Raw genomic sequence first — 15,000 nt, forward strand, 5'->3', positions numbered from 1 at the left:
AAACCGACACAGGTAGGCGAGGAGAGAATCCTAAGGTGTGCGAGAGAACTCTGGTTAAGGAACTCGGCAAAATGACCCCGTAACTTCGGGAGAAGGGGTGCTTTCTTAACGGAAAGCCGCAGTGAATAGGCCCAAGCGACTGTTTAGCAAAAACACAGGTCTCTGCGAAGCCGTAAGGCGAAGTATAGGGGCTGACACCTGCCCGGTGCTGGAAGGTTAAGGAGAGGGGTTAGCGTAAGCGAAGCTCTGAACTGAAGCCCCAGTAAACGGCGGCCGTAACTATAACGGTCCTAAGGTAGCGAAATTCCTTGTCGGGTAAGTTCCGACCCGCACGAAAGGTGTAACGATTTGGGCACTGTCTCAACCAGAGACTCGGTGAAATTATAGTACCTGTGAAGATGCAGGTTACCCGCGACAGGACGGAAAGACCCCGTGGAGCTTTACTGTAGCCTGATATTGAATTTTGGTACAGTTTGTACAGGATAGGCGGGAGCCATTGAAACCGGAGCGCTAGCTTCGGTGGAGGCGCTGGTGGGATACCGCCCTGACTGTATTGAAATTCTAACCTACGGGTCTTATCGACCCGGGAGACAGTGTCAGGTGGGCAGTTTGACTGGGGCGGTCGCCTCCTAAAGTGTAACGGAGGCGCCCAAAGGTTCCCTCAGAATGGTTGGAAATCATTCGTAGAGTGCAAAGGCATAAGGGAGCTTGACTGCGAGACCTACAAGTCGAGCAGGGACGAAAGTCGGGCTTAGTGATCCGGTGGTTCCGCATGGAAGGGCCATCGCTCAACGGATAAAAGCTACCCCGGGGATAACAGGCTTATCTCCCCCAAGAGTCCACATCGACGGGGAGGTTTGGCACCTCGATGTCGGCTCATCGCATCCTGGGGCTGTAGTCGGTCCCAAGGGTTGGGCTGTTCGCCCATTAAAGCGGTACGCGAGCTGGGTTCAGAACGTCGTGAGACAGTTCGGTCCCTATCCGTCGTGGGCGCAGGAAATTTGAGAGGAGCTGTCCTTAGTACGAGAGGACCGGGATGGACGCACCGCTGGTGTACCAGTTGTTCTGCCAAGGGCATAGCTGGGTAGCTATGTGCGGAAGGGATAAGTGCTGAAAGCATCTAAGCATGAAGCCCCCCTCAAGATGAGATTTCCCATAGCGTAAGCTAGTAAGATCCCTGAAAGATGATCAGGTTGATAGGTTCGAGGTGGAAGCATGGTGACATGTGGAGCTGACGAATACTAATAGATCGAGGACTTAACCATATAATATGAAGCAAATGTTATCTAGTTTTGAAGGAATATACCTTCAATAGTTTGGTGATGATGGCAGAGAGGTCACACCCGTTCCCATACCGAACACGGAAGTTAAGCTCTCTAGCGCCGATGGTAGTTGGGACCTTGTCCCTGTGAGAGTAGGACGTCGCCAAGCAAGATAAAAACACAAGTCTTTTGACTTGTGTTTTTTTATTTCCCATGAAATAGGCCCGGTTCTGTTAGTAAAAATGTTGAAATATAGTAAGGGATTTTTTGAGCAGAAATATTGAGAAACTGATAAATAAATGGATAATCTTCAGAGCCATAGCTTCCAAGTAAGTCATACCACCAATCTGTTTCGTACCTAGAAATCATGCTTAAATTATAGAGCAATAAATAGTGAACAAGGAGCTCAGGCAACACTGGTTTAGAGTTTCTAGGTTCGGTTGTAAGTGGTAAATAATAAGTGTCAGTAAGATGCTCGTAGTATAAAGGTGTACTATACATAGGATTCCATGATTGAATAGGTGCCGAAAAAAACAAATTTAATTCATTATTTTTCTCAGGTACGTGTTGTATTGATAAATGCTTACAAGTTGTTTCGATGTAACGAGAAAATCGCTCTTTAGTCATATGTAATCGATCTAATATATTGACTGAAAAGGAGAGCTCATTTTTATTTGTTGAATCGATCTTATATAAAGTTGATACTTTTTGACTATAGCGCAACAAATTTTGTAATTCAGGAATATTCCCCATTAGCTCTAACATATTAAACTTCTCCGCTTCTAAGTGTTTCATGTGAAACAGTTGTTCTGCAACGTGAGTAAACAATCCGTTTTTCTGTATTTTGACCTCATCTTCTAAAAATTGATACCCCTGTTTTTTTCGTTTACGAGTTGTAACGCCATGAGCTAAAACAGTAGTTGATTCTGGGTAGTTAGGATCAATAGTTAATAAGCAAGCTTTAAACAGTTGGCTAATTCCATAAAATAACAACATTGGCTGAATCGAAAAGGGGGCCACCTTATATAATTCATAATAATTTTTCCCGTGTTCTAAGTAGTAAATAAAGGGATAACAGTTTTCAAAACTTTTTTTTTCAGCATCTTGTATGGAGGATTTTTCATAACAACGGGCAAGATAACGTTGTACATTTTGAGATGAAAAAAAGAAACTTAATTGCTGCCAAGTACAATGTGTTTGATGCATATATTACGCTCCTTTTATTGTCTAAAAATTCTAACATATATATACGTCCTTGACAGTATTTTAACCAATTGATAAGCTACTAATAATAATTTCTGGTATTATGGGGGGAACAATTATGTGGGAATCTAAATTTGTTAAAGAAGGTTTGACTTTTGATGATGTATTACTTGTACCAGCAAAGTCAGATATATTACCAAGAGAAGTAAGTGTTAAAACAGTTTTATCTGAAAGCTTACAGTTAAACATCCCGTTAATTAGTGCAGGAATGGATACAGTAACAGAAGCTGATATGGCTATTGCAATGGCTCGTCAAGGCGGTTTAGGAATCATCCATAAGAATATGTCTATTGAGCATCAGGCAGAGCAAGTTGACAAAGTAAAACGCTCTGAAAGCGGCGTTATTTCAGATCCATTCTTTTTAACTCCAGAACATCAAGTATATGATGCGGAACATCTTATGGGAAAATACCGCATCTCAGGTGTACCAGTTGTAAATAATTTAGATGAGCGAAAATTAGTTGGTATTATTACAAACCGTGATATGCGCTTCATCCAAGACTACTCAATCAAAATTTCTGACGTAATGACAAAAGAACAGTTAATTACAGCCCCAGTTGGTACTACACTAGGAGAAGCTGAAAAGATCCTACAAAAGTATAAAATTGAAAAGCTTCCTCTTGTTGATAATAGCGGTGTATTACAAGGGCTTATTACAATAAAAGATATTGAAAAAGTAATTGAATTTCCAAACTCTGCAAAGGATAAGCAAGGACGCTTATTGGTTGGAGCAGCAGTTGGTGTAACAGCTGATGCAATGCTTCGTATCGATGCATTAGTAAAAGCGAGTGTAGATGCAATTGTACTTGATACAGCTCATGGACATTCTCAAGGTGTTATTGAAAAAGTAAAAGAAGTTCGCGCAAAATATCCAGCACTAAATATTATTGCTGGAAATGTTGCTACAGCTGAAGCAACGAAAGCATTAATTGAAGCTGGTGCAAATGTAGTTAAAGTTGGTATTGGACCAGGTTCTATTTGTACAACGCGTGTTGTAGCTGGAGTTGGTGTACCACAATTAACAGCAGTTTATGATTGTGCAACTGAAGCTCGTAAACACGGTATTCCAGTTATTGCAGATGGCGGTGTTAAGTACTCTGGTGATATGGTTAAAGCTTTAGCGGCAGGAGCACACGTTGTTATGCTAGGTAGTATGTTCGCTGGTGTAGCTGAAAGCCCTGGAGAAACTGAAATTTACCAAGGCCGTCAATTTAAAGTATATCGTGGTATGGGTTCTGTTGGGGCAATGGAAAAAGGAAGTAAAGATCGCTACTTCCAAGAAGGAAACAAAAAACTTGTTCCAGAAGGTATTGAAGGACGAGTACCATATAAAGGACCTTTAGCAGATACAGTTCATCAATTAGTTGGTGGATTACGTGCAGGTATGGGATACTGCGGAGCACAGAATTTAGAATTCTTACGTGAGAATGCGCAGTTCATTCGTATGTCAGGTGCTGGTTTACGTGAAAGCCATCCTCATCACGTACAGATTACAAAAGAGGCTCCAAACTACTCATTATAATGTCTTATATGTAAATAGACGGAGATTTGATATCTCTGTCTATTTTTTTTTGATTATGTTAGAATAACGGTTATGTGAGTACATAGATATTGGGGGTAGCAAAAGTGAAAGGTATGTTTTGCAAAAGATTCATTGCGTTGGTAACAGTGCTTACAATAGCTTGTAGCATGCTTGTACCATATAGCAATGCATCAGCAGAAACAGGAGCCGCTTTAAACATTGAAGCAGGTGCGGCAATTTTAGTAGAAGCGAATTCTGGGAAGATTTTATATCAAAAAAATGCAGATGAGTTATTATCAATTGCTAGTATGACAAAAATGATGAGTGAATACCTAGTGAACGAGGCTGTTGCGAAAGGGAAACTAAAATGGGATCAAAAAGTTAAGGTTTCCGAATATGCGTATAGCATTTCGCAAGATCGTTCATTATCGAATGTGCCTCTACGAAACGGTGAGTCTTATACAGTAAAAGAGCTATACGAAGCAATGGCAATTTATTCTGCTAATGGTGCAACAATAGCGTTAGCTGAAGCAGTTGCTGGAAAAGAAGTAGACTTTGTAAAAATGATGAATGATAAATCGAAAGAGTTTGGATTAAAAAATTATAAGTTTGTAAATTCTACGGGCTTAACGAACAAAGATTTAAAAGGACATCATCCTGAAGGGACAACTCCAGATGAAGAAAATAAAATGTCTGCGAGAGATGTAGCAATTTTAGCACAACGTCTTATTCAAGATTTCCCTAAAACATTAGACATAGCAAAAATTTCAAAAAAAGTATTCCGTGAAGGTACTCCGGATCGGATCGAAATGCCTAACTGGAACTGGATGTTAAAAGGGTTAATTAAGGAATATGAAGGCGTAGATGGTCTGAAAACAGGATCAACTCCAGAAGCAGGAGATTGTTTCACTGGTACGATTGAAAGAAATGGTATGCGTTTCATTTCTGTAGTTATTAAAACAAAATCTCATACAGCAAGATTTGATGAGACGAAGAAATTATATGATTATGGCTTTGCTAACTTTGAAATGAAGAAAATGTATGAAAAAGGTTCTTCGGTCAAAGGAAAAGAAACAGTAAGAGTTGAAAATGCGAAAGATAAAGATGTAGCAGTTCAAACGAAGCAAGCTGTGTCACTTCCGGTGCCAAAGGGAAGTAAAGACGTTTATAAAACAGAATTTAAAGAAGGAAATAAGGGACAAGAAGCACCTATGAAAAAAGGAGTTGCACTTGACCAAATGGTTGTAACGTCTAAAGATAGTAATGACCCTGGATTTTTATCAGGAAAATCATTACAAGTAGACCTTGTAACAAAGTCTGAAGTAGAAGAGGTAGGCTGGTTCACCCGTTCTATGCGCGGAATTGGTTCTTTCTTTAGTGGTATGTGGAATAGTGCTGTTGATACAGTAAAAGGTTGGTTTTAAAAGCTCCTCATTGTAGGAGCTTTTTCTTATTCCTATTTTTCATACCGACTTTATGAAAAAGTAGTGGACAAGCATCAGATAGTTAGTGGTAGAATGTAAGAGTATTCTTAATTTTCTTCTTTAACGGGGGAAAGCAATTCACCTAGGGGGGTTTTTGTACATGACAAATGTAACAGGGACAGAACGTGTAAAACGTGGAATGGCAGAAATGCAAAAAGGCGGCGTTATTATGGACGTAGTTAACGCTGAGCAAGCAAGGATTGCAGAAGAGGCAGGCGCAGTTGCTGTTATGGCATTAGAGCGTGTACCTGCAGATATTCGTGCAGTAGGTGGCGTTTCTCGTATGGCAGATCCAACAATTGTTGAAGAAGTTATGGGTGCTGTGTCAATTCCGGTTATGGCAAAATGCCGTATCGGTCACCTTGTAGAAGCACGTGTATTAGAATCATTAGGGGTAGACTATATCGATGAGAGTGAAGTATTAACTCCTGCTGATGAAGTATACCATTTAAATAAACGTGATTACACAGTTCCGTTTGTATGTGGTTGCCGTGATATCGGAGAAGCTGCACGTCGTATTGCAGAAGGTGCATCTATGCTTCGTACAAAAGGTGAGCCTGGAACAGGAAACATTGTAGAGGCAGTGCGTCATATGCGCCAAGTCAATGCAGAAATCCGTCAAGTTGCGAGTCTACGTGAAGATGAGTTAATGACATATGCAAAAAATACTGGTGCTCCTTATGAAGTACTACTTGAAATTAAACGCCTTGGTCGTTTACCAGTTGTAAACTTTGCAGCAGGTGGTGTAGCAACACCAGCAGATGCAGCGTTAATGATGCAACTTGGTGCTGATGGTGTATTTGTTGGATCTGGTATCTTCAAATCAGAAAACCCAGAGAAATTTGCACGTGCAATCGTTGAAGCAACGACTCATTATGAAGATTACGAACTAATTGCAAGCCTTTCTAAAGGATTAGGTAATGCAATGAAAGGTGTCGAAATTTCAACGTTATTACCAGAACAACGCATGCAAGAGCGTGGATGGTAATTAAAGGAGATCTTTAAAATGGTGAAAATCGGTGTGCTAGGTCTTCAAGGTGCTGTTCGTGAGCATGTGAAATCAGTTGAAGCAAGTGGTGCAGAAGCTGTTGTTGTAAAGCGTATAGAACAACTTGAAGAAATTGATGGTCTTATTTTACCAGGCGGTGAAAGTACAACAATGCGCCGTCTTATTGATAAGTATGCTTTCATGGAGCCTCTTCGTACATTTGCGAAGTCTGGTAAACCAATGTTTGGTACATGTGCAGGAATGATTCTTCTTGCGAAAACACTTATTGGCTATGAAGAAGCACATATTGGTGCTATGGATATTACGGTTGAGCGCAATGCGTTCGGACGCCAAAAAGATAGTTTTGAAGCTGCACTTTCAATGAAGGGTGTGGGAGAAGACTTTGTTGGTGTATTTATCCGTGCTCCGTATGTTGTAAATGTAGCTGATGATGTTGAAGTACTTTCTACACATGGCGATCGAATGGTAGCGGTAAGACAATGTCAGTTTTTAGCTGCTTCTTTCCATCCAGAATTAACGGATGATCACCGTGTAACAGCATACTTTGTAGAGATGGTAAAAGAAGCGAAAATGAAAAAAGTTGTATAAGTAACTTGCAACTTGTATAAGATTATAGTAAATTGATGGTAACAATTTTATAAAATAAGCGTGTTGATAGGAAGTAGTAACAAATGTTGTTTCTTATAGAGAGTCGATGGTTGGTGGAAATCGATAGAAACAGTTTGTGAATCCATCCTGGAATGGAATGTGGAATATCTTTTGATTAGTAAGCATTCCCGGTGAAGAGCCGTTATTTCTACTTGAGAGGAAAGCGGTAATGCTTTCAACTAGGGTGGCAACGCGGGTTAACTTCCGTCCCTTTGTATAGGGACGGGAGTTTTTTGTGTTTTATAAAATAAAAGGAGGAGTATATAATGCTTGATATTAAATTTTTACGTACAAATTTTGAAGAAGTAAAAGCAAAATTACAGCATAGAGGCGAAGATTTAACGGATTTTGGTCGCTTTGAAGAACTTGATACGAGAAGAAGAGAGCTGCTTGTTCAAACTGAAGAACTAAAAAGTAAGCGTAACGAAGTATCTCAACAAATTTCAGTATTAAAGCGTGAAAAGAAAGATGCGGAAGCTCTAATTCTAGAAATGCGTGAAGTTGGGGAAAAAGTAAAAGATCTTGATAATGAGCTTCGTACAGTTGAAGAAGATTTAGAAAGATTAATGCTATCTATCCCAAATATTCCTCATGAATCTGCTCCAATAGGTGAAACAGAGGATGATAACGTAGTAGCACGTACTTGGGGAGAAGTGAAAGAATTTACTTATGAGCCAAAACCACATTGGGACCTTGCTACTGATTTAGGGATTTTAGATTTTGAACGTGCTGGGAAAGTAACAGGAAGCCGATTTGTATTTTACAAAGGTGCTGGTGCAAGATTAGAACGTGCTTTGATTAGCTTTATGCTTGACCTTCATACTGATGAGCATGGATATGAGGAAGTATTGCCTCCTTATATGGTAAATCGTGCAAGTATGACAGGAACAGGACAACTTCCGAAGTTTGAAGAAGATGCATTCCGTATTGAAAGTGAAGACTATTTCCTAATCCCAACAGCTGAAGTACCTGTAACGAATATGCATCGTGATGAGATTGTGAGTAAAGAGCAATTGCCGATACGATATGCTGCGTTTAGCTCATGCTTCCGTTCTGAAGCAGGTTCAGCTGGTCGTGATACACGCGGTTTAATTCGCCAACACCAATTTAATAAAGTTGAGCTTGTGAAGTTCGTGAAACCAGAAGATTCTTACGAAGAGTTAGAAAAATTAACAAATGATGCAGAGCGCGTGTTACAATTATTAGAGTTGCCATATCGCGTTATGAGCATGTGTACAGGAGATTTAGGATTTACAGCAGCGAAGAAATACGATATTGAAGTATGGATTCCAAGCTATGGCACATATCGTGAAATTTCTTCTTGTAGTAATTTTGAGGCTTTCCAAGCGAGACGTGCGAATATCCGTTTCCGCCGTGAGCCAAATGGCAAACCGGAACATGTTCATACACTAAATGGATCGGGTCTTGCAATTGGACGTACAGTGGCAGCTATTTTAGAGAACTACCAACAAGAAGATGGTACAATTATAATTCCAGAAGTTCTTCGCCCTTATATGGGAGGAAAAACAGTTATTAAATAAGTTAAAACATTCATCGGTATGAGTGATTGGTAATTATGGGCGTTGTCAGCAATGTCATAAAGGAGAGGGAAAGTAAAATTTCCCTTTCCTCATAATTTATTATAGTAGGGTTGACTAACTGTTTTTCTTTTGATATTATATTTGATGTCAATATGGAGGTATACCCAAGTCTGGCTGAAGGGATCGGTCTTGAAAACCGACAGGCGGCGAGAGTCGCGCGGGGGTTCGAATCCCTCTACCTCCTCCAGATATAATTGACAACAGCGCATATAAGTGGAGATTGGAGAACTCGTTACCAACACGTAACGAGTTTTTATTTTAAAACCAATCATAAAGTATGATGTAAGGATATAGTGTCCTTATTACACACTCATATTCCGATGATTATCTTCATAGATATGAAAGGAGTTAACATGGATCTTATTATACAAACGTTTCCTTTAGATGGAAAAACTTTATATTATGTACAATGTCCTGTCTGTAAGAACAATAGAATTTTAAACAGTGGTGCAAATGTGTCGCGCATTATAAGTGATGATACATTCCGTAAGCTTTGTGGTTGCACTTGTGATGTAAAACAGGTTGCAAAAAAAGTAGAGGTGCCAAAAGAAGCTGAAAAACCAGCTGTGCAAAAAGAAGTAACTCCAAAACGTACAGGGAAATTACTAACAGCAGTAATTAACGGGAAAGAAATGACCGTTAAAGAGATTGCTGAAACATATGATATTAGTACGAGTACTGTTCGTCAGCGTATTAATGCTGGAAAGCCAGAGAGTGAAATTATTGCTCCAACGAAAAAGAAAAAGTAATTTCATAGGAAAACCCGTGCATATGCACGGGTTTTTTATTTTACAAGTTTACGTGTTTGTTTTAAAAAATGTCCAATTTTTTTAATGATTGGTTCGACTGAATCGCCATCTTTTAAAATATCGTATTCATTAATGTTTAATCGTAAAATAGGGCATGAATTAAAGTTATTAATCCAGTTATCGTAACGTCCATGCATCTCTTTCCAATACTCGATTGGTGTTTGCTGCTCCATTGGACGTCCTCGTTCTTGAATACGATCGACAATATCATCAAACGAACCTTCTAGGTAAATTAATAAGTCTGGATGAGGGAAGTAAGGAGTCATGACCATAGCATCAAATAAACCTTTGTATGTTTCATAATCAGTTTCAGTCATTGTACCTTTTTCGTGATGCATCTTTGCGAAAATACCAGTGTCCTCATAGATAGAACGGTCTTGAACAAAACCGCCACCATATTCGAAAATTCTTTTTTGTTCTTTAAATCGTTCTGCTAAAAAGTACACTTGTAAGTGAAAGCTCCAGCGTGTGAAATCAGCATAGAATTTGTCCAAATATGGATTAGAATCTACTTTTTCAAAAGATGTACGATAACCTAAAGCGTTAGCTAATGCAGTTGTCATAGTGGATTTACCGACACCTACTGTTCCAGCAATAGTGATAACTGCATCATTTGGTATATCATATTTTTGCCTTAAATTCATTGTTATTTCGACTCCTTCAAGAGAGTATTTTGAAGAGCGGATAAGATGACATTTAAATCATCAGGATTTCTTACAAAATCCATATCGTCTCCATTAAATTTCAATACTGGAATATCTGGATGGTCCTTTTTGAAAGCATCCATTGCTGTTTCGTAATCTTTTGTAAGCTGTAGTAAGTAATTTGGATCCATATTTTTTTCGAATTCTCTTCCGCGCATCGCAATTCGTTTTTGTAATGTTTCTAGGCTCGCTGTTAAATAAACGATGACATTTGGTACAGGCATATCTTGCGTAAGAATGCGATAAATTTGCATGTACTTGTCATATTGAGCATCTTTTAATGTACGGGATGCAAAAATTAAATTTTTAAATATATGATAATCTGCTACTACAGGCTTTCTTTGATTCAAATACTTTATGTTAATATCCTCTAGTTGTTTGTATCTATTACAAAGAAAGAACATCTCTGTTTGAAAACTCCATTCGTCGATGTCTTCATAGAATTTTCCTAAAAAAGGATTTTCATCAACAATCTCTTTTAGTAAGTGGAGTTGCATGTGAGTTGAAAGTTCCTTCGCAAGTGAAGTTTTTCCAACACCAATTGGTCCTTCAACCGTGATAAATGGTACTCCGGTCACGCTGTTTCCTCCTTTCAATCAGTGATTTACCGTGACTACTAAAAACACAAAACAGAATTATTGTAGCACAAGAGGGGAGCGAGCGGACTAATTTGATATAAAAAGTTAGAAAATAGATATGTATTAATTAAATTTTATTTGGGATGACGGTACAATATTTGCCTTTAATGTGGCCTCCATTATTTTTAAAGCATGTTCATTATCTTGCTCGTTATTAGAAGCGATGCAATCCCGTGGTACATAAAGTGTATAATTTCTCATATGGGCATCATTAGCTGTAAAAAGGATGCATATGTTCCCGGCAATTCCTGTTAAAATGAGATTTTCGATTTTCAAATAACCTAATAAAGAATTCAAAGGTGTTTCATAAAAAGCAGAATAATGTGGTTTAATAAAAATGTAATCGTCAGTATGCGGAGCAATGGCCTCGATAATATTTTTACTATACTTATTTGTACAATGAGTAATAAGTTGATTAATATCAGATCTCCAAAGTTGATAGTGATCATTGACATAAATTATTGGATAGCCCAATGATTTCATGGTGTCCTTTAATTGTAGAATGGGGTTCTTTATAATTTCACATTTCTGTGCCAGGATGGGCCCGTGGGAGAATTGAAAATCATTAATCATATCGATAATGAGTAAGGCAGTATTTTTCATATGTAATTCCCTCTCTTTCTTCTTTAGGTTGGATTGAATTTGCAAAAGTTATCCCACCTGCAAGAAATGAAAAAGTGTATTTTATTTTTGGTGAAAGGACTATATTATGGAGCGAGATATATATTTTATGCAGTTAGCAATAGAGGAAGCAAAGAAGGCAGAGGCGATACAAGAGGTACCAATTGGTGCTGTAATTGTGCTAGATGATGAAGTGATTAGTGTCGCGCATAACTTAAGAGAAACTGAACAGAGATCAATAGCTCACGCCGAGCTCTTAGCTATTGATGAAGCTTGCAAAAAATTAGGGACATGGCGTTTAGAAGATGCAACGTTATATGTAACATTAGAACCTTGTCCAATGTGTGCAGGGGGAATTGTTTTATCGCGTGTAAAAAGGGTTGTATATGGAGCGAGCGATCCGAAAGGTGGATGTGCAGGTACATTGATGAATCTTTTAACTGATGAGCGTTTTAATCATCAGTGTGAAGTAGTGGCTGGTGTACTTGAAGAGGAATGTGGTACGTTGTTAACGATTTTTTTTAGGGAGCTTCGTAAGAAAAGAAAAGAAGCGAAAAAACTAGAGAAAAGTAATGGTAACTAACGTATTTGCATTTTGTAAAAAAACAAGTTATACTGATAATGCCTTATCCAAGGCAACCGAATATTGGTTTTAACTTTGCCGTGCTAAGCGGGGAGGTAGCGGTGCCCTATACTCGCAATCCGCTCTAGCGAGGCTGAATCCCTTCTCGAGGTTATGCTGCTGTAAGGTCTGCCTTAAGTAAGTGGTGTTGACGTTTGGGTCCTGCGCAACGGGACCCCGTGAACCTTGTCAGGTCCGGAAGGAAGCAGCAATAAGCGGGTTTTCTCGTGTGCCGCAGGAGTGCCTGAACCGAGCTAACTGCTTGAGTAACGCTTATGGTACGTAATCGACAGAAGGTGCACGGCAGTTATATATGTATACAAAACTCACCTTAATATAAAGGTGAGTTTTTTGTATGGAAAATAACTTTTGGAATCTATAAACAGAATGGGTTATAATAAATGAGATAATAACCTTTGAGGGAGGCCGTATTTTCGTGTCATACCAAGCGTTATACCGAACATGGAGACCGCAAAAATTCGAAGATGTAGTCGGTCAAAAGCACGTGACAAAAACGTTGCAAAATGCCCTTCTTCAAGAGAAAGCTTCACATGCTTATTTGTTTTCTGGTCCGAGGGGAACAGGGAAAACGACAATTGCAAAAGTATTTGCAAAGGCAATTAACTGTGAACACGCCCCGGTAGCTGAACCTTGTAATGAATGTCCTTCTTGTTTAGGAATTACACAAGGATCTATTTCAGATGTATTAGAAATTGATGCGGCTTCAAATAACGGTGTAGATGAAATTCGAGATATAAGAGATAAAGTAAAATATGCTCCAAGTGCTGTAGGATATAAAGTATACATTATTGATGAAGTTCACATGCTTTCTATGGGTGCCTTTAATGCGCTTTTGAAAACTTTAGAAGAGCCGCCAGGACATGTTATTTTTATTCTGGCGACAACAGAACCGCATAAGATTCCAGCTACAATTATTTCACGTTGTCAGCGTTTTGAGTTTCGAAAGATATCAGTAAATGATATCGTTGAGAGGTTATCGACAGTCGTGACAAATGAAGGTACGCAAGTAGAAGATGAAGCGTTACAAATCGTAGCGCGTGCTGCTGAAGGTGGTATGCGTGATGCGCTCAGTCTTATCGATCAAGCTATTTCTTATAGTGATGAGACGGTGACGAGCGAGGATGTTTTAGCGGTAACGGGATCTGTATCTCAGCGATATTTAGGTGACCTGGTAGAATGTATACGTGAAAATGATGTATCAAGGGCGTTACGTATTATAGATGAGATGATGAGTAAAGGGAAAGATCCAGTTCGCTTTATGGAGGATTTCATTTACTACTATCGTGATATGCTTTTATATCAAACTTCACCACAATTAGAACATATGTTGGAACGGGTAATTGTAGATGATCAATTCCGTACGTTAATTGAAGAAATGCAACCGGAAGCAATCTATGAAATTATTCATACCCTTAGTAAGGGACAACAGGAGATGAAGTGGACAAACCATCCAAGAATATTCTTGGAAGTTGTTATGGTGCAACTGTGTCAGCAGTTTATGATGCAAGCAAACGGCGCAGATCGTTTACAAGCGATTATGAACAGGATGCAGCAACTGGAGAAAGAGTTAGAGCAAGTTAAAAAGAATGGCGTGCCAGCTGGTGTGCAGCAGGAAGTAAGAGAGACGCGGGCAACACCAAAACCGGTACGAACAGGAAGTATGAAAATTCCTGTTGGACGTGTGAATGAAGTGTTAAAGCAAGCAAAGCGTCAAGATTTAGAACAGTTAAAAGCTGTATGGGGCGAATTGTTAGGAAGGCTCAAATCACATAACAAAGTAGCATTTGCTGTTTTATTAGAAAATAGTGAACCAGTTGCGGCTTCGGATGATACCTATGTGTTAGCGTTTCAATATGAGATTCATTGCAAAATGGCTAGTGAAAATCGAGAAGCGATGGATACATTGGAACAAACTCTTTTTGAATTGTTAAGTAAAAGGTTAAATATGATTGCTATCCCAAAAAGTGAATGGGGTAAAATTCGTGAAGACTTTTTACAACGCGAAGGCGGGGATTCCGAAGAAAGCCCAGAACAAAAAGAAGATCCTCTTATAGAAGAGGCTGTAAAATTAGTAGGGCAAGAACTTATTGAAATAAAAGAGTAATAATAATGAGGAGGAATTAATTATGATGCGTGGCGGAATGGGAAATATGAATAATATGATGAAACAAATGCAAAAGATGCAAAAAGACATGGCGAAGGCACAAGAAGAGCTTGGCGAAAAAACAGTTGAAGGTACAGCTGGTGGCGGAATGGTTACTGTTATCACAAATGGCCATAAGCAAGTTCTTGAAGTGAAAATTAAAGAAGAAGTTGTAGATCCAGAAGATATTGAAATGTTACAAGACTTAGTATTAGCTGCAACGAATGATGCACTTAAAAAGGTTGATGAACTTTCAAACTCTACAATGGGCAAATTTACAAAAGGCATGAACTTACCAGGTGGAATGTTCTAGGAGGATATTGATATATGCATTATCCAGAACCGATATCAAAATTAATCGATAGTTTTATGAAGTTGCCAGGAATCGGACCGAAAACAGCGGTTCGATTGGCGTTTTTCGTGTTAGATATGAAAGAGGATGATGTACTAGGTTTTGCAAAAGCACTTGTGAATGCGAAGCGAGATTTAGCGTATTGTTCTGTGTGCGGACATATCACTGACCGCGATCCTTGTTATATTTGTGACGATTCGCATAGGGATCAATCGGTTATTTGTGTAGTACAAGAGCCGAAAGATGTAATTGCGATGGAAAAAATGAAAGAGTATCAAGGTGTATATCATGTTTTGCGTGG

General features: G+C 39.0%; 14 protein-coding genes, 1 tRNA gene, 2 rRNA genes, 1 other RNA gene and 1 other annotated feature (2 of these 19 running past the window's edge). Of the genes, 14 read left to right on the plus strand and 4 right to left on the minus strand.

Going from position 1 to position 15,000, the window contains the following annotated elements; all coding sequences use genetic code 11:
* Positions 1–1,265 (plus strand): 23S ribosomal RNA (locus MHB76_RS00050); it begins 1,657 nt to the left of the window's first position.
* A 50-nt stretch (positions 1,266–1,315) separates the two neighbouring features.
* Positions 1,316–1,431 (plus strand): 5S ribosomal RNA (rrf, locus tag MHB76_RS00055).
* 35 nt (positions 1,432–1,466) lie between these two features.
* On the opposite strand, the gene MHB76_RS00060 is transcribed toward rrf, so the two are convergent.
* Complete coding sequence (locus tag MHB76_RS00060) at positions 1,467–2,468, minus strand: YaaC family protein (protein ID WP_002107265.1); 1,002 nt, start codon at positions 2,466–2,468, stop codon at positions 1,467–1,469.
* A 115-nt stretch (positions 2,469–2,583) separates the two neighbouring features.
* On the opposite strand from MHB76_RS00060, the gene guaB reads away from it, so the two are divergent.
* From guaB to MHB76_RS00095, 7 genes are all read left to right on the plus strand, one after another.
* Positions 2,584–4,047 (plus strand): IMP dehydrogenase, encoded by a 1,464-nt coding sequence (gene guaB / locus MHB76_RS00065; RefSeq protein WP_002159656.1) that lies wholly within the window; start codon positions 2,584–2,586, stop codon positions 4,045–4,047.
* Between the two features lie 113 nt (positions 4,048–4,160).
* On the plus strand, positions 4,161–5,471 hold the full coding sequence (locus MHB76_RS00070; protein WP_340988115.1) for a D-alanyl-D-alanine carboxypeptidase family protein: 1,311 nt from the start codon (positions 4,161–4,163) through the stop codon (positions 5,469–5,471).
* Positions 5,472–5,631: 160 nt separating this feature from the next.
* Positions 5,632–6,519: a pyridoxal 5'-phosphate synthase lyase subunit PdxS gene (gene pdxS / locus MHB76_RS00075; protein WP_002151929.1), complete on the plus strand. Its 888-nt coding sequence runs from the start codon at positions 5,632–5,634 to the stop codon at positions 6,517–6,519.
* 18 nt (positions 6,520–6,537) lie between these two features.
* Complete coding sequence (pdxT, locus tag MHB76_RS00080; RefSeq protein WP_002151931.1) at positions 6,538–7,128, plus strand: pyridoxal 5'-phosphate synthase glutaminase subunit PdxT; 591 nt, start codon at positions 6,538–6,540, stop codon at positions 7,126–7,128.
* 54 nt (positions 7,129–7,182) lie between these two features.
* Positions 7,183–7,403: a binding site (T-box leader), on the plus strand.
* Positions 7,404–7,454: 51 nt separating this feature from the next.
* Positions 7,455–8,729, plus strand: a complete 1,275-nt coding sequence (gene serS / locus MHB76_RS00085; RefSeq protein ID WP_002009617.1) for a serine--tRNA ligase — start codon at positions 7,455–7,457, stop codon at positions 8,727–8,729.
* A 154-nt stretch (positions 8,730–8,883) separates the two neighbouring features.
* A tRNA-Ser gene (locus MHB76_RS00090) sits at positions 8,884–8,976 on the plus strand.
* A 166-nt stretch (positions 8,977–9,142) separates the two neighbouring features.
* Complete coding sequence (locus MHB76_RS00095) at positions 9,143–9,538, plus strand: DUF3797 domain-containing protein (RefSeq protein ID WP_002107271.1); 396 nt, start codon at positions 9,143–9,145, stop codon at positions 9,536–9,538.
* A 35-nt stretch (positions 9,539–9,573) separates the two neighbouring features.
* On the opposite strand, the gene MHB76_RS00100 is transcribed toward MHB76_RS00095, so the two are convergent.
* From MHB76_RS00100 to MHB76_RS00110, 3 genes are all read right to left on the minus strand, one after another.
* Complete coding sequence (locus MHB76_RS00100) at positions 9,574–10,242, minus strand: deoxynucleoside kinase (protein WP_016106808.1); 669 nt, start codon at positions 10,240–10,242, stop codon at positions 9,574–9,576.
* A 2-nt stretch (positions 10,243–10,244) separates the two neighbouring features.
* Positions 10,245–10,880: a deoxynucleoside kinase gene (locus MHB76_RS00105; protein WP_002159650.1), complete on the minus strand. Its 636-nt coding sequence runs from the start codon at positions 10,878–10,880 to the stop codon at positions 10,245–10,247.
* 123 nt (positions 10,881–11,003) lie between these two features.
* Positions 11,004–11,543: an isochorismatase family cysteine hydrolase gene (locus MHB76_RS00110; RefSeq protein ID WP_002107274.1), complete on the minus strand. Its 540-nt coding sequence runs from the start codon at positions 11,541–11,543 to the stop codon at positions 11,004–11,006.
* A gap of 106 nt (positions 11,544–11,649) precedes the next feature.
* Between MHB76_RS00110 and tadA the strand changes: the two genes are divergently transcribed.
* The 5 genes from tadA to recR all read left to right on the plus strand — a co-directional run.
* Entirely contained in the window at positions 11,650–12,144 is a 495-nt protein-coding gene (tadA, locus tag MHB76_RS00115) for a tRNA adenosine(34) deaminase TadA (RefSeq protein WP_002151937.1), read from the plus strand.
* Positions 12,145–12,222: 78 nt separating this feature from the next.
* An RNA gene (gene ffs, locus MHB76_RS00120) (signal recognition particle sRNA large type) lies at positions 12,223–12,487 on the plus strand.
* Between the two features lie 132 nt (positions 12,488–12,619).
* On the plus strand, positions 12,620–14,308 hold the full coding sequence (gene dnaX / locus MHB76_RS00125; RefSeq protein WP_002159649.1) for a DNA polymerase III subunit gamma/tau: 1,689 nt from the start codon (positions 12,620–12,622) through the stop codon (positions 14,306–14,308).
* Positions 14,309–14,333: 25 nt separating this feature from the next.
* Positions 14,334–14,660, plus strand: a complete 327-nt coding sequence (locus MHB76_RS00130; protein WP_171902539.1) for a YbaB/EbfC family nucleoid-associated protein — start codon at positions 14,334–14,336, stop codon at positions 14,658–14,660.
* 14 nt (positions 14,661–14,674) lie between these two features.
* Positions 14,675–15,000, plus strand: partial view of a recombination protein RecR gene (gene recR / locus MHB76_RS00135; RefSeq protein ID WP_002159648.1) — the 5' portion only. Its footprint extends 271 nt past the window's final position; only the first 326 of its 597 coding nucleotides appear in the window; the start codon lies at positions 14,675–14,677; its stop codon lies beyond the right edge, outside the window.

The sequence above is a fragment of the Bacillus sp. FSL M7-1345 genome, from assembly GCF_038006985.1.
GTDB lineage: Bacteria > Bacillota > Bacilli > Bacillales > Bacillaceae_G > Bacillus_A > Bacillus_A cereus_U.

What these genes read in the sequence shown, in the direction of transcription:
- MHB76_RS00060 (WP_002107265.1), bottom strand. Translation starts at nt 2,468, where the DNA reads ATGCATCAAACACATTGTACTTGGCAGCAATTAAGTTTCTTTTTTTCA.
- guaB (WP_002159656.1), top strand. Translation starts at nt 2,584, where the DNA reads ATGTGGGAATCTAAATTTGTTAAAGAAGGTTTGACTTTTGATGATGTA.
- MHB76_RS00070 (WP_340988115.1), top strand. Translation starts at nt 4,161, where the DNA reads ATGTTTTGCAAAAGATTCATTGCGTTGGTAACAGTGCTTACAATAGCT.
- pdxS (WP_002151929.1), top strand. Translation starts at nt 5,632, where the DNA reads ATGACAAATGTAACAGGGACAGAACGTGTAAAACGTGGAATGGCAGAA.
- pdxT (WP_002151931.1), top strand. Translation starts at nt 6,538, where the DNA reads ATGGTGAAAATCGGTGTGCTAGGTCTTCAAGGTGCTGTTCGTGAGCAT.
- serS (WP_002009617.1), top strand. Translation starts at nt 7,455, where the DNA reads ATGCTTGATATTAAATTTTTACGTACAAATTTTGAAGAAGTAAAAGCA.
- MHB76_RS00095 (WP_002107271.1), top strand. Translation starts at nt 9,143, where the DNA reads ATGGATCTTATTATACAAACGTTTCCTTTAGATGGAAAAACTTTATAT.
- MHB76_RS00100 (WP_016106808.1), bottom strand. Translation starts at nt 10,242, where the DNA reads ATGAATTTAAGGCAAAAATATGATATACCAAATGATGCAGTTATCACT.
- MHB76_RS00110 (WP_002107274.1), bottom strand. Translation starts at nt 11,543, where the DNA reads ATGAAAAATACTGCCTTACTCATTATCGATATGATTAATGATTTTCAA.
- tadA (WP_002151937.1), top strand. Translation starts at nt 11,650, where the DNA reads ATGGAGCGAGATATATATTTTATGCAGTTAGCAATAGAGGAAGCAAAG.
- MHB76_RS00130 (WP_171902539.1), top strand. Translation starts at nt 14,334, where the DNA reads ATGCGTGGCGGAATGGGAAATATGAATAATATGATGAAACAAATGCAA.